General features: G+C 41.5%; 12 protein-coding genes. 6 read left to right on the top strand and 6 right to left on the bottom strand.

Going from position 1 to position 15,217, the window contains the following annotated elements; all coding sequences use genetic code 11:
* Positions 1 to 375: 375 nt before the first annotated feature.
* A complete protein-coding gene (locus L1272_RS12910; RefSeq protein WP_054553078.1) occupies positions 376 to 825 on the bottom strand; it encodes a GNAT family N-acetyltransferase in 450 nt (149 codons plus the stop codon).
* A 187-nt stretch (positions 826 to 1,012) separates the two neighbouring features.
* Complete coding sequence (locus L1272_RS12905; protein WP_235373586.1) at positions 1,013 to 1,990, bottom strand: catalase family peroxidase; 978 nt, start codon at positions 1,988 to 1,990, stop codon at positions 1,013 to 1,015.
* Between the two features lie 289 nt (positions 1,991 to 2,279).
* On the opposite strand from L1272_RS12905, the gene L1272_RS12900 reads away from it, so the two are divergent.
* Complete coding sequence (locus tag L1272_RS12900) at positions 2,280 to 2,678, top strand: ExbD/TolR family protein (protein ID WP_235373585.1); 399 nt, start codon at positions 2,280 to 2,282, stop codon at positions 2,676 to 2,678.
* 58 nt (positions 2,679 to 2,736) lie between these two features.
* Here the strand turns inward: L1272_RS12900 and L1272_RS12895 are convergent, their stop codons facing one another.
* From L1272_RS12895 to L1272_RS12880, 4 genes are all read right to left on the bottom strand, one after another.
* Positions 2,737 to 5,643 (bottom strand): TonB-dependent receptor plug domain-containing protein, encoded by a 2,907-nt coding sequence (locus L1272_RS12895; protein WP_442961838.1) that lies wholly within the window; start codon positions 5,641 to 5,643, stop codon positions 2,737 to 2,739.
* 125 nt (positions 5,644 to 5,768) lie between these two features.
* A complete protein-coding gene (locus L1272_RS12890) occupies positions 5,769 to 6,839 on the bottom strand; it encodes a FecR family protein (protein WP_138618222.1) in 1,071 nt (356 codons plus the stop codon).
* Complete coding sequence (locus tag L1272_RS12885) at positions 6,836 to 7,396, bottom strand: RNA polymerase sigma factor (RefSeq protein ID WP_138618220.1); 561 nt, start codon at positions 7,394 to 7,396, stop codon at positions 6,836 to 6,838. The genes L1272_RS12890 and L1272_RS12885 overlap by 4 nt, the downstream gene beginning before the upstream one ends.
* Before the next feature lie 85 nt (positions 7,397 to 7,481).
* Complete coding sequence (locus L1272_RS12880) at positions 7,482 to 8,357, bottom strand: LysR family transcriptional regulator (protein WP_235373583.1); 876 nt, start codon at positions 8,355 to 8,357, stop codon at positions 7,482 to 7,484.
* 106 nt (positions 8,358 to 8,463) lie between these two features.
* Between L1272_RS12880 and L1272_RS12875 the strand changes: the two genes are divergently transcribed.
* The 5 genes from L1272_RS12875 to L1272_RS12855 all read left to right on the top strand — a co-directional run bounded on the left by L1272_RS12875 (position 8,464) and on the right by L1272_RS12855 (position 15,159).
* Positions 8,464 to 9,117: a peroxiredoxin-like family protein gene (locus tag L1272_RS12875; RefSeq protein WP_235373582.1), complete on the top strand. Its 654-nt coding sequence runs from the start codon at positions 8,464 to 8,466 to the stop codon at positions 9,115 to 9,117.
* Between the two features lie 55 nt (positions 9,118 to 9,172).
* The gene (locus L1272_RS12870; protein WP_235373581.1) at positions 9,173 to 9,865 is read left to right on the top strand and encodes a haloacid dehalogenase type II; all 693 of its coding nucleotides are present in this window, start codon (positions 9,173 to 9,175) and stop codon (positions 9,863 to 9,865) included.
* Between the two features lie 201 nt (positions 9,866 to 10,066).
* Entirely contained in the window at positions 10,067 to 11,272 is a 1,206-nt protein-coding gene (locus L1272_RS12865) for an efflux RND transporter periplasmic adaptor subunit (RefSeq protein ID WP_235373580.1), read from the top strand.
* Positions 11,273 to 11,286: 14 nt separating this feature from the next.
* Positions 11,287 to 14,460 carry an efflux RND transporter permease subunit gene (locus L1272_RS12860; protein WP_235373579.1) on the top strand — a complete coding sequence of 1,058 codons (3,174 nt, stop codon included), beginning with the start codon at positions 11,287 to 11,289 and terminating at the stop codon, positions 14,458 to 14,460.
* A gap of 105 nt (positions 14,461 to 14,565) precedes the next feature.
* A complete protein-coding gene (locus L1272_RS12855) occupies positions 14,566 to 15,159 on the top strand; it encodes a PilZ domain-containing protein (RefSeq protein ID WP_054553092.1) in 594 nt (197 codons plus the stop codon).
* Positions 15,160 to 15,217: the final 58 nt, after the last annotated feature.

Raw genomic sequence — 15,217 nt, 5'->3', positions numbered from 1 at the left:
GATCAATTCCACAATAATATTTATGATAATTAGTATAAAGTTTCACTGAGCTTTCTCCTTTTGGTTTGGTCGCCTTGAAGTTTAGCTGTTCGCTAAACTTCGGGGAGAAGGTTCAATAAGTATCAAGTCATTACAGCAGGACAAATAACAGTTGGCTTTGCTCCTGCGTCGCGATTTTAGCCAACAATTATTTGCCTCTGAATGAGGCGTTACTGATTAAATACTCTAACGTGTTTTTGTCTAAAAACGAGTTCATCCCACAGCCTGCTTCACGCGTTTATAAGACTCCCATATTTTATTAAGGCCCACCAATCTAACGTGACAAGATATAATAAAGGTTGATGATAACTAAGCTCCCCTAAAAAAGCGTTCCTACTATTTAACATCAAGTTCCATTACAACACCGTCTTCATCGTCCTCTTCGGTGACCACAAAACCAAACTGAGAATAAAATTTGCGCATCATATGGTGGCCAGGCATATAGAGTATGGTTATTTTTTTACATTCTGGAATTTCTTTCATCTCGTTAATTACTAATTCTGTTGCGATTTTACCTATACCTTGGCCTTGATACTTTACATCAACCATAAACTGAGCAATGTAAAACTCATCAGGTAGCCCTTCTTCAAGCTCTTGGTAGTATTGAATAAAACCGACAACCTCATCTTCACGATATATTGCCCGATTAACATAATGGGGATAAAAGCTTGATTCAGCGATAGACTCTGAATTTAACGCTACGTAATCCTCTTGCTCTTTAGTTATTTCTAAGTGAATTACATCCAGCCAATTATCCTTCGTAACATCACGCAAAGTTACATTCATAAAATTCCCTTTATTTATTTTTCAGTAAATGTATAGATATGGGTAAAGTGTATAAAAACAATACATTATTGAAAAATATGACTTTAACTATTTACGACAACTTTTAAATTAAAATCGCTTGGTCGTTAAACCACCAAGTTTATTTGGTAATCAAATAATCGGGAGCACCGCCAAGCGATTTAGTTTTTTATTGCTCCGTTAAACGCTTAGCAAATGAAATCGCATAGGCTGTTGAGCGTAATTTAAGTACTTTGTCATCACTTGGCATAAAGCCTTTAGATAGTAGATTTGGGTCATAATTTGTGAGGTCGCAACCTGATTCACCTGTCGATTCTATAGTGAGCTTTCCTAAATTAATTGTTTTGCGATCCGCAGGCCATCGTACTGAAGGGTCAGTTAATGCATCACCGGGCTCAGCTAATTCTGCTTGAAAACGATAACGCACCTTCCCTTTCGCTAAATCTTCTTCAAGTCGCTTAGCCAGAAATGATTTAGGGAAGGTTTTCATTTGCTCTTCAGTTAGCACATGCTCAGGCTCTTCTGGCACCATGGTCCATCTAAAGGCATGCTTAGCGCCCTTTTCATCAACCATGTAAAAGGTATGCACACCAAAATAACGTGAAGACACATAAGATGCTGGCGGGTTATGGCTTTGCAGCCAATTAAATTGCCCTAAGGTACTCGGGTTTTGCTCTCTGTATGCTTTTACTTTTGCAAAATCTATTTGCCCAGTTTTTTCGTCAGGTACTAATGTACTTAGCAAACCAAAAAACGCTTCTGGGCTGTTCCCTGCAAATACAGGCGTTGTTAGCCCTGCAATATTGTGCACATCACCATTTTCTAGTAAAAACTGCACCCCCATTCCGCGTGGAGAACGTGATGTTTCATCAGCATGAGGGTTACCACCGCCCATAGAAAAGCGAATATTTATTTTTGACGGTGCGTTAAATAAAGGGCTGATTGAATACTGCTTTGCTGCTTGATTAGGTGTAAATGTGCCAACAGCGCACACCCCTTTGGCGTGACCTTTTCTGATACCGGGCTGCTTACCTGACAGCTTTTCGAATAAATTAATAAAATCTTGCCCGTTTACTGATTGCTCAGCAAAACTTGCTGTCGGTAAAACAAGACACATCGCACAAACTAAAGACGTAATTTTTATCATTTATCCATCCTTTAAACTTAGTTCCGACAAAAATGACCAGATACACTTCGAAATGATTTCATCAAAGTTAATAAATATTTTTACCAACAAAAACGCTACAAACATTTAATAAACTTAGAATATTTATTTAACCACCGTTTTTTTAAAAGCTGCTAACTTTAAATTTAGGATCCGAAAAACTGCTGTGGCGCCCAGCATTTTAAAATAATCCGTGGTATTAATCACGACTATGGCTAGTCCACTTAATCGTAAATTTTGTGGCTTGGTCAAAAACAACAAGGACCTAATTATGGTGAAACAACATAAAAAAACCACTGCAAACGCTGATGCAGATATGACCCCTATGCTCGATATTGTGTTTATCTTGCTGATATTCTTTATCGTCACAACCTCATTTGTTAAAGAGCGCGCTATTGAAGTCAATCGCCCTTTAGCAAAACCAAGTCTTGAAAACCCTAAAAAACAAGCGCAATTTACTATCACTGAAAACGGCAGTATTTACTTTGCAAATAGGCTTATCACACCAGAGCAGATAATCGCTAACCTTGCCTTATTTGCCGCACAGTTTGAAATGACCAATGTGCAAGTAACAGCAAGTGAGCGAAGCAGTCACAAAACCTTAGTAACCTTGCTTGATAAAATAAAACAATATCAAGATGTGCCAATTGCTATAAGCACGTCTTTATAACTAAAAAAGGGCCTAACGGCCCTTTGCAAGTTAAATAATAAAGGAATCTAAAGGGAGTTTAGAACTTGTACTCTGCACCTACGTAGTAGTACGCACCGTTAAAACCAAATGGTGCAGAACGACGTGAGTAAGTGAAAACACCAGGGCTTGAAACAATTGTGTTGCCGCTAGCATCAACAATCGTACCCGAGCGTGAATTACCAATGGTGTTCTTATCTGGGTAAACATCAAATAAGTTATTTGCACCAATGTTAAATGATAGGTTTTCGTTAAAGAAGTAGTTAACTTTAACATCAGTTAAGATTTCAGCACCGTATGTTTGACGGCCACCATCTTCAACTGTGTATTCGCCGTAACGGTTTAGAGATAGGTTTACAGTCCAATCTTCTAAGCGGTAAAGCGCGCTTAAGTTAATGCGGTCTTCTGGTTGCCATTCTTCGATAATTGATGTTTCTTGGGCAGAAAACACATCTTCTACCGGAATAGTTTCAAGGCCACTGCCTGATGGCGTAAATAAATCAACCACATCAGTTTTAGTGAAATTAGCAGCAAAGGTGAAATCTAGCGTGCCGCCAAGGCCTTCTGTGTTCCATGTGGCAACTAAATCAACACCTTCTGTTTCTGTGTCTGCACCATTTAAGAAGAACTGACCCGCACCTGCGCCTGAGCTTTCAAGTGCAGCATCTAGCGTATCTGATAAACCTTTACCTAAACGGTTAGAAATAACGATACGGTCGTCTATATCAATCGAGTAGTAGTCAATAGTTAAATTGATATTTTCGGTAACGTTATACACAATACCTAAACTACGGTTTTGTGATTTCTCTTCTTTTAGCTTAGGAATACCAATTGATTGCGCTAAAGTACTGTCGTTTCTGAACGTACCTACTTGCTCAGCCACTAAGCTACCATCATCACCTACAACAAACTGAGTACTTACGTTATTAAAGTAAAGTTGTTGCATAGAAGGTGCTCTAAAACCTGTGCTTAATGCACCACGTAAAGACACATCTTCAGTCACAGACCAGTTACCCGCTAACTTAAAGTTAACTGTGTCACCAAAGCCTTTGTAGTTATCGTAACGCACCGCACCTGAAATAATTACATCATCGATAACATAGGTTTCTGCATCCATATAGAATGAGATCACATCGCGCGACTCATCAACAGATGATGCCGGATCTGAGCCACCAAACCCTTGCGTACCGCTTGCAGCGTCAACACTACCTACACCGCCATTCAAGCCAGAATAGATGCTCACACCATCAACTGTATCGTAATCACGGTATGCGTATTCGCTACCTTCAAGAATACGGAACTCATCAGTACGAAGCTCAGCACCTAGTGCTAATGAGAAGTTATCGTAATCTTTTGTGTAATCAAGATTTAAAGTTTGCAGTGATAATTCAAGGCCATATGCATACGCTGAACGCGGAATAGTGGCACGAATTTCATCAGCCGTTAAACCTTGGTCATAGCGAAGGTAGTTAGCGTAAGAGCCGTTGATAGTGTCGCTTGTGGTGTAATCAATGCTGTTTTCACCGTAGGTGTACGATAAATCAATGCTTGAGTCATTATCGAACGATTTTTTATAACCAAAGTTATAAGATACGTCATCAATTACAGTATTAATTTTCGGTAAGAAACCCATAGGAATGGTTGCATCACCATCTTGTAATACAGGGTTACCATTAGCATTAGCGTTGTGACGGAAAAACGCAGCTGATTCGTTTTCACGATTTGAATAAGTGATGAAGCCATATAGCTCACCACCAGCAAGTTCATAGCCAGTATTAACGGTTAGAGCAAATTGCTGTGAATCTGCATCACCAATTCTAAACGTATCACGAGGTGCCGTTAACTCACGAGGGTCGCCTGCTAAAAGCGTACCGTCATCAAGTTCAGTACAGCCGTAAAATTGACATGAGCCATGAAGGCCAGCACGGTTTGTCGGCGCACGGTCACGGTAGTTGATTGTGGTATTTAAATAACCTTCATCACCTAAAGCAAAACCTTTGTTGAAATCAACAGTTACAGTTTCGCCATCGCCCTCTGAGTACTCACCGTAATTAATAGCCGCTTTACCGCCCTCTTCAGCGTCTTTTAATACGATATTAATAACGCCTGCGATGGCATCTGAACCATATTGCGCAGCAGCACCATCACGTAATACTTCAATACGTTTGATTGCAGCAGCAGGAATAGCATTCATGTCGGTACCCGCCGTACCACGACCTACTGACGTATTAATGTGAATAAGGCTCGCTTGGTGGCGGCGTTTACCATTGATAAGAACTAAGGTTTGATCTGGCCCTAAGCCACGTAATGTTGCAGGGCGAAGTGCATCAGTACCATCACTGATAGACGAGCTTGAAAAGTTAAAAGACGGTGCAATAGCCTGAAGCATACGGCCAACTTCTGTTTGACCTGTATTCTCGAGTGCTTCGGCACTTAAAATATCAACCGGAACCGGTAAATCTTCAACCGAGCGTCCTGCTACACGGCTACCGACAACGGCAATTTTTTCGATGTTTTGTTCTGCTGATTGATCTTCTGCTAACGCTTGCGTATTGGCGGCAAGCAGTAATGGCACGACTGCAGCGCTGACCCCTGATACTTTGATCATGTTATTATCTATCCTATCTACTTGTTTGAGTTTTATACTCAGCAAGCCTTGTTGATCAACAACCGCATCGAGCTCAGTGCCTTCTAGCATCGCATTCAGTGCATCAAGTTTGGTGTAAAAACCAAACACTGATTGCGCTTGATATTGCTTTGCTAATTCGAAAGAAAAAATGACTGTTTGTTCGGTTTGCTTTGCAAATTCGATTAACGCCAAATCAGCTCGTTGCGCTTTGATGTCAAATTGCAGCATTTGTTTTTCAGCCGCTATTGCTACTTGGCCTGCTGTAAGGCCATAAATAACAAAAGAGGCAGGTAACAACGGCAATTGCTTACTGCGCAATTTAAACAAACAAGTGAGGAAGAAAAATCCGCTATGTAAATTTAACTTTTTTTTAATTAATTTTTTGTGACGAGAAAGTGGCGCACAATTAACATCATTACATTGGCGTATTCTCATAGACAGAACTAACCTTTTGCAGCGATAGTTAAGCTAACACGATGTTCACCTAAACGTTGATGTTCTACACCTAAGTTGACCTGTAAAGAATCAAGCAAACCTTTAATGTCACCAGTTTTAAACACGCCAGCCACTTTTAAAGAGGCAAGTTCTGGATCATTTAATTCAAAACGTGTGGCGGTATAACGACTCACCTCTTGCAGAGCTTCGTCTAAAGACTCGCCATTAAAAATCAGCATTTCTTGTTGCCATGCCAAATCACGTTGTACGTCATCAACAGATAACTGCTTAATTGGTTCTGTTTTACTTTGTTTTATCAGTGCTTTCTCACCAGATACAACAACATTAGCGCGAAGCGCTTTTATATCTTCACTGTTATCTGAGGCGTCTTTTAAACGATTAAAGTCGCTAGCATCAACCTGCGTACCAGGATCAGCAATCATCACCTTGCCCTCGGTCACCACTAGCTCTAAGTCTGAAGCGGTATTTCGCTGAACATTAAACACCGTACCAAGTGCAGTAAATGATTTATCACCAGCAATAACCGTAAACGGACGGCTCGGATCTTTGGCAACATTAAAGCGCCCTTCACCGCGACTCAAAATTAATTGACGACGATCGCCTGAGTAGGCAACTTCGAGTTTAGTATTGGTATTAAGCTGCACAATAGTGCTGTCTGGTAACACAAATTCAGCTTGCTCACCCACTTTAGTGCGGTAAATTTTGCTAAATTTGGCGTAGTCATTTTCTTCACTTTGCCAATAGCTTGAATAGATAAGCATGATACAACCAAGCAACATCACCACTAAAAAGCTGGCTGCGGTTGACATACCAAATACAGCAGGTTGTTTTTGCGGTGCTTTATAAGGAAATAAGCTACTTAACTCATTAAGCACACTCATTTCATCCCACAAGGTCGCAAGTTCAAACAGTGCCTCTTGATGAGCCATACTTTGATGAGCCCAGATATGTAATTGGCTTACTTCATCTTTAGATAAGCCACGATCAATTGCACTGATCCAATGACTCGCCTGCTCTTGAATCATGTCTTTTGATGAAAATGGATGAACATTACTCATTTGCTCACCTCTTTTGCAGTGAACTCTGTGGTAGGGGTAAATGCCTGAGGTTGTACATCGTGTGATTTCATTGCTCGGTGAACATGCAATAAGCCTTTGGCTATATGTTTTTCAACAGTACTCTCGCTGAGATCCATTTTAGCTGCAATTTCCTTTTGGCTTAAGCCATAGACTTTTTTTAAGATAAAACATTTTTTAACCTGAGGGCTTAATTCGTTAGTTACTCGGCAAAAAAACAAAAAACGCTCTTTAGAAGTCACTTCATCTTCAAGTGCCATTGAACGCATGTGATGCTCAACCTGCTGTTGTTCATCTAACGATTCTTTGTATTTATTGTCCCATTTAGCGATGTGATTCAGCGCTAAATGTTTAGCCGTTTTCAGCATGTAACTGTGAGTATATTCGATATTTTGCTTAAGATCAGCTTCATAACTTTTTATAAACGTTTCTTGTACAATATCTTCTACATCATCAGGGCTGACAATTCGCGATACAAAGCGCCTAAGCTTGCTCGATATCTCAGTAAAAGCGGTGATAACCCCAGTTTGTTCTGTCATCCTTAACTCACCTTTATTATATTTTTATTGCTTTAGGGTACGAGATTTCAGTTTAATTACAAGCCATTTGTTAAGTTTTTGTACCTTAAGTAAACAAAGATTTCATAAACTCATAAAAAACCTCTGTTTTGCGCGTCACTAGGCTGTTTTGTGGTTTTAAAAACCACACTGGTGCATCAGCATCAACTAGGCTATTAGGGAGTACTTCAATTAACCGCCCTTCGGCTAAATCGTCTTTAATTGCAATATAAGATTTAATCGCTATGCCATGACCTGCAATCGCAGCCTGTGTCATGTTATCTGAATTAGAGACAGTAAAACGCGTTCTCGCATTATAATTAATGACTTGTCCGCCTTCGCTAAATTTAAGCTGTCGCTGCCATGGCAAACACACCCAGTAATGGTCTTTAAGATCAGCCACCGACTTAGGTTGCCCATATTTTTCAATATAGCTCGGTGCTGCGCACAAAATACGAGAGTTACTAACAAGCTTACGAGAAAGCAGGTTTGAATCTGCTAACTGACCAACTCGAATAGCCACATCTTGGGCATCATCCACAATATTCACAAATTGGTCTGTGATCATAAAATCGAGTTTTAAGTCGGGAAATTGCTGTTCAAAGTGGCCAAGCTCAGGCATCACAAATTTTGAAAATACCCAAGGCGGCATAGTGACTCGTAAAAGCCCTGTCACTGCTGAACCCCGTGCGCCAATTTGATGCTCTGCATCATACAAGGCCTCTAAAATGGCACCAGCACGTTGATAAAACAAGTCCCCTGCAGGCGATAAGCGTATTCGCCGACTATCACGAAACAACAATACAGTACTTAATGCTTTTTCTAACTTACTTAAGCGATGACTTACCGTAGCTGGTGAGAGGCCCTGAGCTTTAGCGGCGGCAACTACACCTTGGTTTTCAACTATGGCAATAAAGGTTTCTAAATCACATAAACTGTACATGGCTTTCATTCAATGTTTTCGAATTTAGGTTTCAGTTTTATATTGTATATATAAATATTTAAAACTCTATACTTGCTACTGATTGTAAAAAATGATTGGAGCATGTATGTCTTTAAAAACCCAAATCGACGCCTTTGAAGTGCAAAAGAAAGCCAATGTCCCAGCTGATATCTTAAATTTGATGGATGTAACGACTGAAAAACTAATTGCTGAACAATTACGTGAACATGCTTTAAAAGTCGGTGATAAGTTTCCAGCATTTGAATTACCCGACAGCAAGGGCAAACAAATCAGCTCGACTGAATTGCTAGCGAAAGGCCCGCTTGTGCTGAGTTTTTACCGTGGTGGCTGGTGCCCGTATTGTAATTTAGAGCTACGTGCACTTAACAATATGCAACAAGCATTTGCTGATCAAAATGCCCAGTTAGTTGCTGTTTCGCCTCAGTTACCTGATGAATCACTGTCTACCCAACAGCAAAACGAGCTAGCTTATACGGTGCTTTCTGATGTGTCTAACTCTTTGGCTAAAAAGTGTGGTTTGGTATTCACTTTGGATGAACGTTTGATCCCTGTTTACGATCAACTTGGTTTAGATATTCCAAAAGCCAATGGTGACGAAAGCTACGAATTACCACTACCAGCAACTTACGTTATTGATAGCCAAGGGGTGATTCAATTTGCATTTGCTCATGAAGATTACACTCTAAGAGCAGAGCCTTTAGATGTACTTAACGCAGTTAAGGCACTAAATCATGTTTAAAAAAGTATTTTTTAGTCTAGTTTTATTGGTAACCCTAACTTACTCGGGAGGCACAATGGCAGAGTCTCAACACCAAGCTAAACCAAAAGTAATTGTGTTTGATGTCAACGAAACCTTGCTTGATCTTGAACAAATGCAAACCTCAGTCGCTAAAGCGCTTGATGGCAATACCCAGCTATTGCCACTTTGGTTTTCGACAATGCTTCACCACTCTTTAGTAAGTACGGTATCGAATGATTATCATGACTTTGGTGAAATCGGCGTTGCAGCACTGATGATGGTGGCAAGTAATAATCAAATTTCGTTAACCAACGAGCAAGCTAAACAAGCGATTGTGCCATCGCTTTTATCTTTACCTGCGCATAGCGATGTTAAACCAGCTTTAGCGAAATTAAAGCAAAACTACAAACTGGTCAGCTTTACAAATTCGTCAAATAACGGTGTAAAAGCACAGTTTCAACATGCTGGTTTAACAGATTACTTTACTCACCGTTACAGTGTTGAAGATATTAAAGTGTATAAACCCGATCTGCGCGCTTACAAGTGGTTGCTTGAACAATTAAATGTAGCGCCTCACGAAGCTTTAATGGTTGCTGCTCACGGCTGGGATGTAGCAGGCGCTAAAGAAGCGGGTATGCAAACAGCGTTTATCGCAAGGCCCGGTAAAGCGCTTTACCCACTGGCAAAGCAACCAGATTACATTGTTAAAAACCTTGAAGAGTTAGCCTCTTTACTAACGAAAAAGTAAAAAACGATTTAAACCTTAAATTAACGCAAAGCGAAAATGCTTTGCGTTTTTTTGTGCCTAATAAAAAAGTAAACTACAGGGTGTACCTTTCTCTTTTTTGGGTATAAACTAAACGCTAAATGAAAATGCATAGTGACGTCTTTCATCCTGATAGACTACTTTTTATGTATACCTACTTAACAATTGGACTGTGGAGTAAACATGCGTCTGCCTTTCGCACCTGCCAAATTATCATTATCTGCGTTGTTATTAGTTTCTGCTCCTTTGCTACTGCAAGGTTGTTCTGAAGCGCCACAGCAACAACAGGGTCAAATGCACCCCGCTGCTGTCGCGACTATGACAATGGAAACTCACGATGCACCCTTTACTATTGAGCTGCCAGCGACGCTGTCTGGTTCAAAAGAAGTTGAAGTTCGTGCCCGTGTCACCGGTATTCTTGAATCACGCAACTTTGAAGAAGGTCAACGTGTAGAGCAAGGTCAATCACTGTTTACAATTGACCTTGAACCTTATCAACTTGCGGTAGATCGTGCGCAAGCAGCACTTGATGGTGCAAAAGCAGCGCTTGTTCAAGCTGATCGTGACGTTAAACGATTAGCTAAACTACGTGCCGAAAAATCTGTTTCACAACGTGATTACGATAACGCAAGCTCAGCTAATGATATAGCTAAAACTGATTTAGCCGCTGCAAAAGTTGCCTTAAAAGAAGCGCAACTAAACCTTGAATATGCGCAAGTGAAAGCCCCTGTCGCAGGTGTAATGGGACGTGAGTTTGTTTCTGAAGGAACCTATGTTTCTGGTCCAGATTTATTACTGACTCAAATGACTCAGTTTGACCCTATTCGTATTCGTTTTGGCTTATCTGAGCGTGAACAACTGCAAATGCGTAAAGATGTTAAAAATGGCTCACTGACGTTACCTGAGCAAGGCCATTGGAAAACACAAATTAAACTTCAAGACGGCTCGTTATACGGACAAACCGGTGAAGTTAACTTCTCAGATGTGCGTATTAATCCAAACACAGGTACCAGTGAGTTTCAGGCAATTATTCCTAACCCTGATTTTCAACTTCGCCCGGGCCAATTCGTGCGCGTTGAGTTAAGTGGTGCTGTACGCAAAAACGCTTTCATTGTTCCTCAACGTGCAGTGCTTGATAACGGCACCGGTAAGTTTGTTTATGTAGTAAGTAAAAACGAGCAAGGTATGGATGTCGCTTTACCTGCCCCTGTTACTGTAGGTGAATGGATCAAAAAACCAGAAAACGAGCAATACCAAAATTTTTGGTTAATTCGCAGTGGGTTAAAAGAAGGTGACCAAGTTATTGTTGATGGCATGGCACGTATTTTCTTCCCGGGTATGCCAGTCAATGTTGGCAAACCAGCCGCTAACCCTAGCCACGCAGAATAAGCACAGGGAGTCTTATGTTTTCTCGTTACTTTATAGACAGACCCATTTTTGCGTTTGTTATCTCTATTGTTATTGTGCTTGCGGGCCTTGCTGCGATGCGCAGCTTACCTGTGGCGCAATATCCTGAAATAGCACCACCGGTTGTACAAGTAACCGCAGCCTACCCCGGTGCATCTGCCGATGTGCTTGAGCAAACGGTTGCGACACCGATTGAAAATGCCATTACCGGTGTTGAAGGCATGATGTATATGTCATCAACGTCAACCAGTGCAGGTTCAACCACCATCGAAGTTACTTTTGAAATTGGTACTGATGTTGATCAAGCAGCCGTTAACGTAAACAACCGTGTTAAGCAGGTTGAAGCGCGTTTACCTGAAGAAACACGTCGCCAAGGTGTGGTAGTTCAAAAAGGTTCTTCTAGCTTTTTACAAGTTCATGCCTTTTACTCACCAGATGGAACACGTTCAAGTTTATGGACATCAAACTATGTCACTATGAACGTGCTAGACCGTGTTAAACGTATTCCTGGCACTACCAGTGTACAAATTTTTGGTGCCAAAGATTACGCAATGCGTATTTGGCTGCGCCCTGATGTAATGAGCCAGTTAGGTGTCACTGTTGAAGAAATTGCAGGGGCAATCCGTGTTCAAAACTCACAATACGCGGCAGGTAAAATTGGTGCAACACCAACTACACAATCTCCACAAGAGCTGGTTTACAGTGTAACTGCACAAGGGCGTTTGTCTGAGCCTGAGCAGTTTGAAAATATCATTATTCGTTCAAACACTGACGGCAGTAGCTTACGCTTAAAAGACGTTGCCCGCGTTGAACTTGGCTCAAAAGATTATAACTTCAAAGGGACAATTAACGGTAAAGAAGCGGTACTGTTAGGTATCTTCTTGCAACCGGGTGCTAACGCTCTTGATGTAGCTGAAGAAGTAAACGGTGTTATTGAAGAAATGAAAAGCCAGTTCCCTACCGGCCTTGCTCATTTAACGTCATACGACACAACCCGCTTTGTTGAAGTATCAATCCGTGAAGTTGTAAAAACACTACTTGAAGCCATGGTATTGGTATTCTTAGTGGTGTACTTATTCTTACAAAATTGGCGCGCCACGCTTATTCCTACCCTAGCAGTGCCAGTATCACTACTGGGCACATTTGCCGGCATGTATATGCTGGGTTACTCAATTAACTCACTCACCTTATTCGGTATGGTGCTGTCGATTGGTATTGTTGTTGATGATGCCATCGTGGTACTTGAAAACGTTGAGCGTATCATGCACGAAGAAGGGCTAGGTGCTAGAGAAGCCGCTGTTAAAGCGATGGGCGAAGTAAGCGGCCCGGTGGTGGCAATTGTTTTAGTACTTTGTTCAGTGTTTGTGCCAATTGCGTTTTTAGGTGGCTTAACCGGTGAGCTATTCCGCCAGTTCGCTATTACTATTTCGATTGCTGTAAGTTTATCGGGTGTTGTGGCATTAACGATGACGCCAGCGCTTTGTGTACTTATTTTAAAACAAGAACACAAGCAAACTGCCCGCTTCTTCTTATGGTTTAACGACATGTTTACCAAGATCACCGGCCGTTACGTTGGTGCTGTTGGATTTATGGTGCGCCGTGGTCTGTTAGGGCTGATCTTAATGATAGGTATGATTGCCGCAACGATTGGCCTTTGGCAAAACACCCCAGGTTCGCTTGTGCCAGATGAAGACCAAGGTTATTACATCTCTGCAATCTTCTTACCTGACGGTTCATCACTTGAACGCACAGAGCAAGTCACGCAGCAAGTTGTTGAGGCCGTGCAATCAAACCCAGCGAACGAAAACGTGGTAGCGTTTACCGGTTTTGACTTTATTGGCGGTGGTTACAAAAACAGCGCTGCAACCTTATTCGTGACACAAAAACATTGGGATGAGCGTGAAGTTGATACCAAGGCACTGGTGCAAGAGCTCTTCATGAAAACAGCAGGTATTAAAGAGGCGCTCGTTCTTGCCTTTAATCCTCCGGCTATTTTTGGTTTAGGTAACACAGGTGGTTTTGAGTTTTACATTCAAAACAAAGGTGATAGCGACCCAGACAAACTTCAACATGCAATGCAGTTGATGACAGCTGAAGCGCAAAAGAGCCCTATCATCAGTGGTCTGCAAACACTTTGGCGCCCTGATGCACCACAGCTACGTGTTGATGTTGACCGTGAACAAGCCCGTGCCATGGGTGTCGAAATTGATGATGCATTTACTGCTCTTGCAGGTAACTTAGGGACTTATTACGTTAACGACTTCAATAAATTTGGTCGCGCATGGCAAGTACTAATGTCTGCAGACGCTGAATTTAGAATGAAGCCTGATGACATTGGCCGTATCTATGTTAAAAACAACCAAGGTACTATGGTGCCGCTTTCAGCCTTTACCACTATCGAGTATAGCCGTGGCCCAGAAAACCTAAATCGTTATAACAACTTACCTGCTGTTAAACTGATGGGTAATGCAGCGCCGGGTTACAGTTCGGGTCAAGCTATTGCTGAAGTTGAGCGTATTGCACAAGCCGTTTTACCACCTAATATGACCTACGAGTGGACAGGCTCTGCATTCCAAGAGAAACGCAGTTCAGGCACCACAGGAATTGCCTTAGGCCTTGCTGTGATCATGGTATTTTTGATTCTAGCAGCGCTATATGAGCGTTGGTCACTACCACTGTCTGTGATGCTTGCCCTGCCATTTGGTACCTTTGGTGCGCTTATAGCAGTTTGGGTTGTTGGCATGACAAACGATGTGTACTTCCAAATTGGTCTGGTAACACTACTTGGTCTTGCTAGTAAGAACGCGATTCTTATTGTTGAATACGCCTTGATGAAACATCAACAAGGCTGGAGCGCAAGTACGGCTGCGCTTGAGGCTGCACGTTTACGTTTTCGACCAATCATTATGACTTCGCTTGCATTCATTTTAGGCGTAGTGCCTCTAGTACTTAGCTCTGGCGCAGGTGCAGGTGCCCGTCACAGTGTTGGTACCGGTGTCATGGGCGGTATGATGGCAGCGACATTCCTGGCTGTATTCTTTGTGCCGCTGTTCTTTTATTGGTTAACGGCGCGTAAGTTAACTGAAAAACGTTCAAGACAAGAGCTCGCTGATGAGATAGCAGAACATCATCAACAAGAACATGTTAAAACCCAAGAGGGTAACCTGTAAAAAATGAAGGGCAAACAATGAGTTTGCCCTTTTTTTTGATTATTTGATTACTAGCAATTTACTGCTTCGAACGCTAGTATTAAGGAAAGATGTGTGGAGTACAGCATGAATAATCAAAAATTAGCCGAATTTGAACAATATTTTCAAATCAACGAGAGCAACCGTGTCAATTTATATGCGGTTGAACCAAGTGCTGTGCCAAAAACCAATGCTGAACTTGAAGCGGATATCCCTGCCCTGTTTAAACTTGCCAACGAAGTAAACGAACTTGAGCAAACAAGCTTACGACCACTTCGTAATCTAGGTGATGTTGCACAAGAACTGGCGGCCTTTTTACAGGCGCAATCTCGTAAAATTGATTTAATCATGAGTCACATCTTAGCCTCAGAGCAACCTGACGATAACGCAAACTATTGCGATAGTTATGGCGGTGGCGGTGTAAAACTTACCTCCGCTGATGTGTATGAATTAGGGCAAACATTTCGCACTAAGTTATTCTTACAACACGAAGCATCAGCTATTTATTGCTATACCGAATTAGTGGCCATTGAAAAATGCGATGATGATAAATACCAATACACATTATTGTTTACTGCCATTCGCGATGCTGACCAAGATTTAGTCGTAAGAGCAGCCCTGCACGCACAAACACGCCAACTTAAAAAACGTCAGCAAGAAAACAATCAGCAAGACAAATAAAAATCACGCTGGATCGCGCACAAAAAGCTGACATCTATGGCTAAAATGCTAAACTAGC

Source organism: Pseudoalteromonas sp. PAST1 (assembly GCF_021532515.1).
Taxonomy (GTDB): domain Bacteria; phylum Pseudomonadota; class Gammaproteobacteria; order Enterobacterales; family Alteromonadaceae; genus Pseudoalteromonas; species Pseudoalteromonas simplex.
This window is presented reverse-complemented; position numbering and strand designations above follow the sequence as displayed.

Coding starts and splice junctions, on each gene's coding strand:
- L1272_RS12910 (WP_054553078.1), bottom strand. CDS start 825: ATGAATGTAACTTTGCGTGATGTTACGAAGGATAATTGGCTGGATGTA.
- L1272_RS12905 (WP_235373586.1), bottom strand. CDS start 1,990: ATGATAAAAATTACGTCTTTAGTTTGTGCGATGTGTCTTGTTTTACCG.
- L1272_RS12900 (WP_235373585.1), top strand. CDS start 2,280: ATGGTGAAACAACATAAAAAAACCACTGCAAACGCTGATGCAGATATG.
- L1272_RS12890 (WP_138618222.1), bottom strand. CDS start 6,839: ATGAGTAATGTTCATCCATTTTCATCAAAAGACATGATTCAAGAGCAG.
- L1272_RS12885 (WP_138618220.1), bottom strand. CDS start 7,396: ATGACAGAACAAACTGGGGTTATCACCGCTTTTACTGAGATATCGAGC.
- L1272_RS12880 (WP_235373583.1), bottom strand. CDS start 8,357: ATGTACAGTTTATGTGATTTAGAAACCTTTATTGCCATAGTTGAAAAC.
- L1272_RS12875 (WP_235373582.1), top strand. CDS start 8,464: ATGTCTTTAAAAACCCAAATCGACGCCTTTGAAGTGCAAAAGAAAGCC.
- L1272_RS12870 (WP_235373581.1), top strand. CDS start 9,173: ATGGCAGAGTCTCAACACCAAGCTAAACCAAAAGTAATTGTGTTTGAT.
- L1272_RS12865 (WP_235373580.1), top strand. CDS start 10,067: ATGCGTCTGCCTTTCGCACCTGCCAAATTATCATTATCTGCGTTGTTA.
- L1272_RS12860 (WP_235373579.1), top strand. CDS start 11,287: ATGTTTTCTCGTTACTTTATAGACAGACCCATTTTTGCGTTTGTTATC.
- L1272_RS12855 (WP_054553092.1), top strand. CDS start 14,566: ATGAATAATCAAAAATTAGCCGAATTTGAACAATATTTTCAAATCAAC.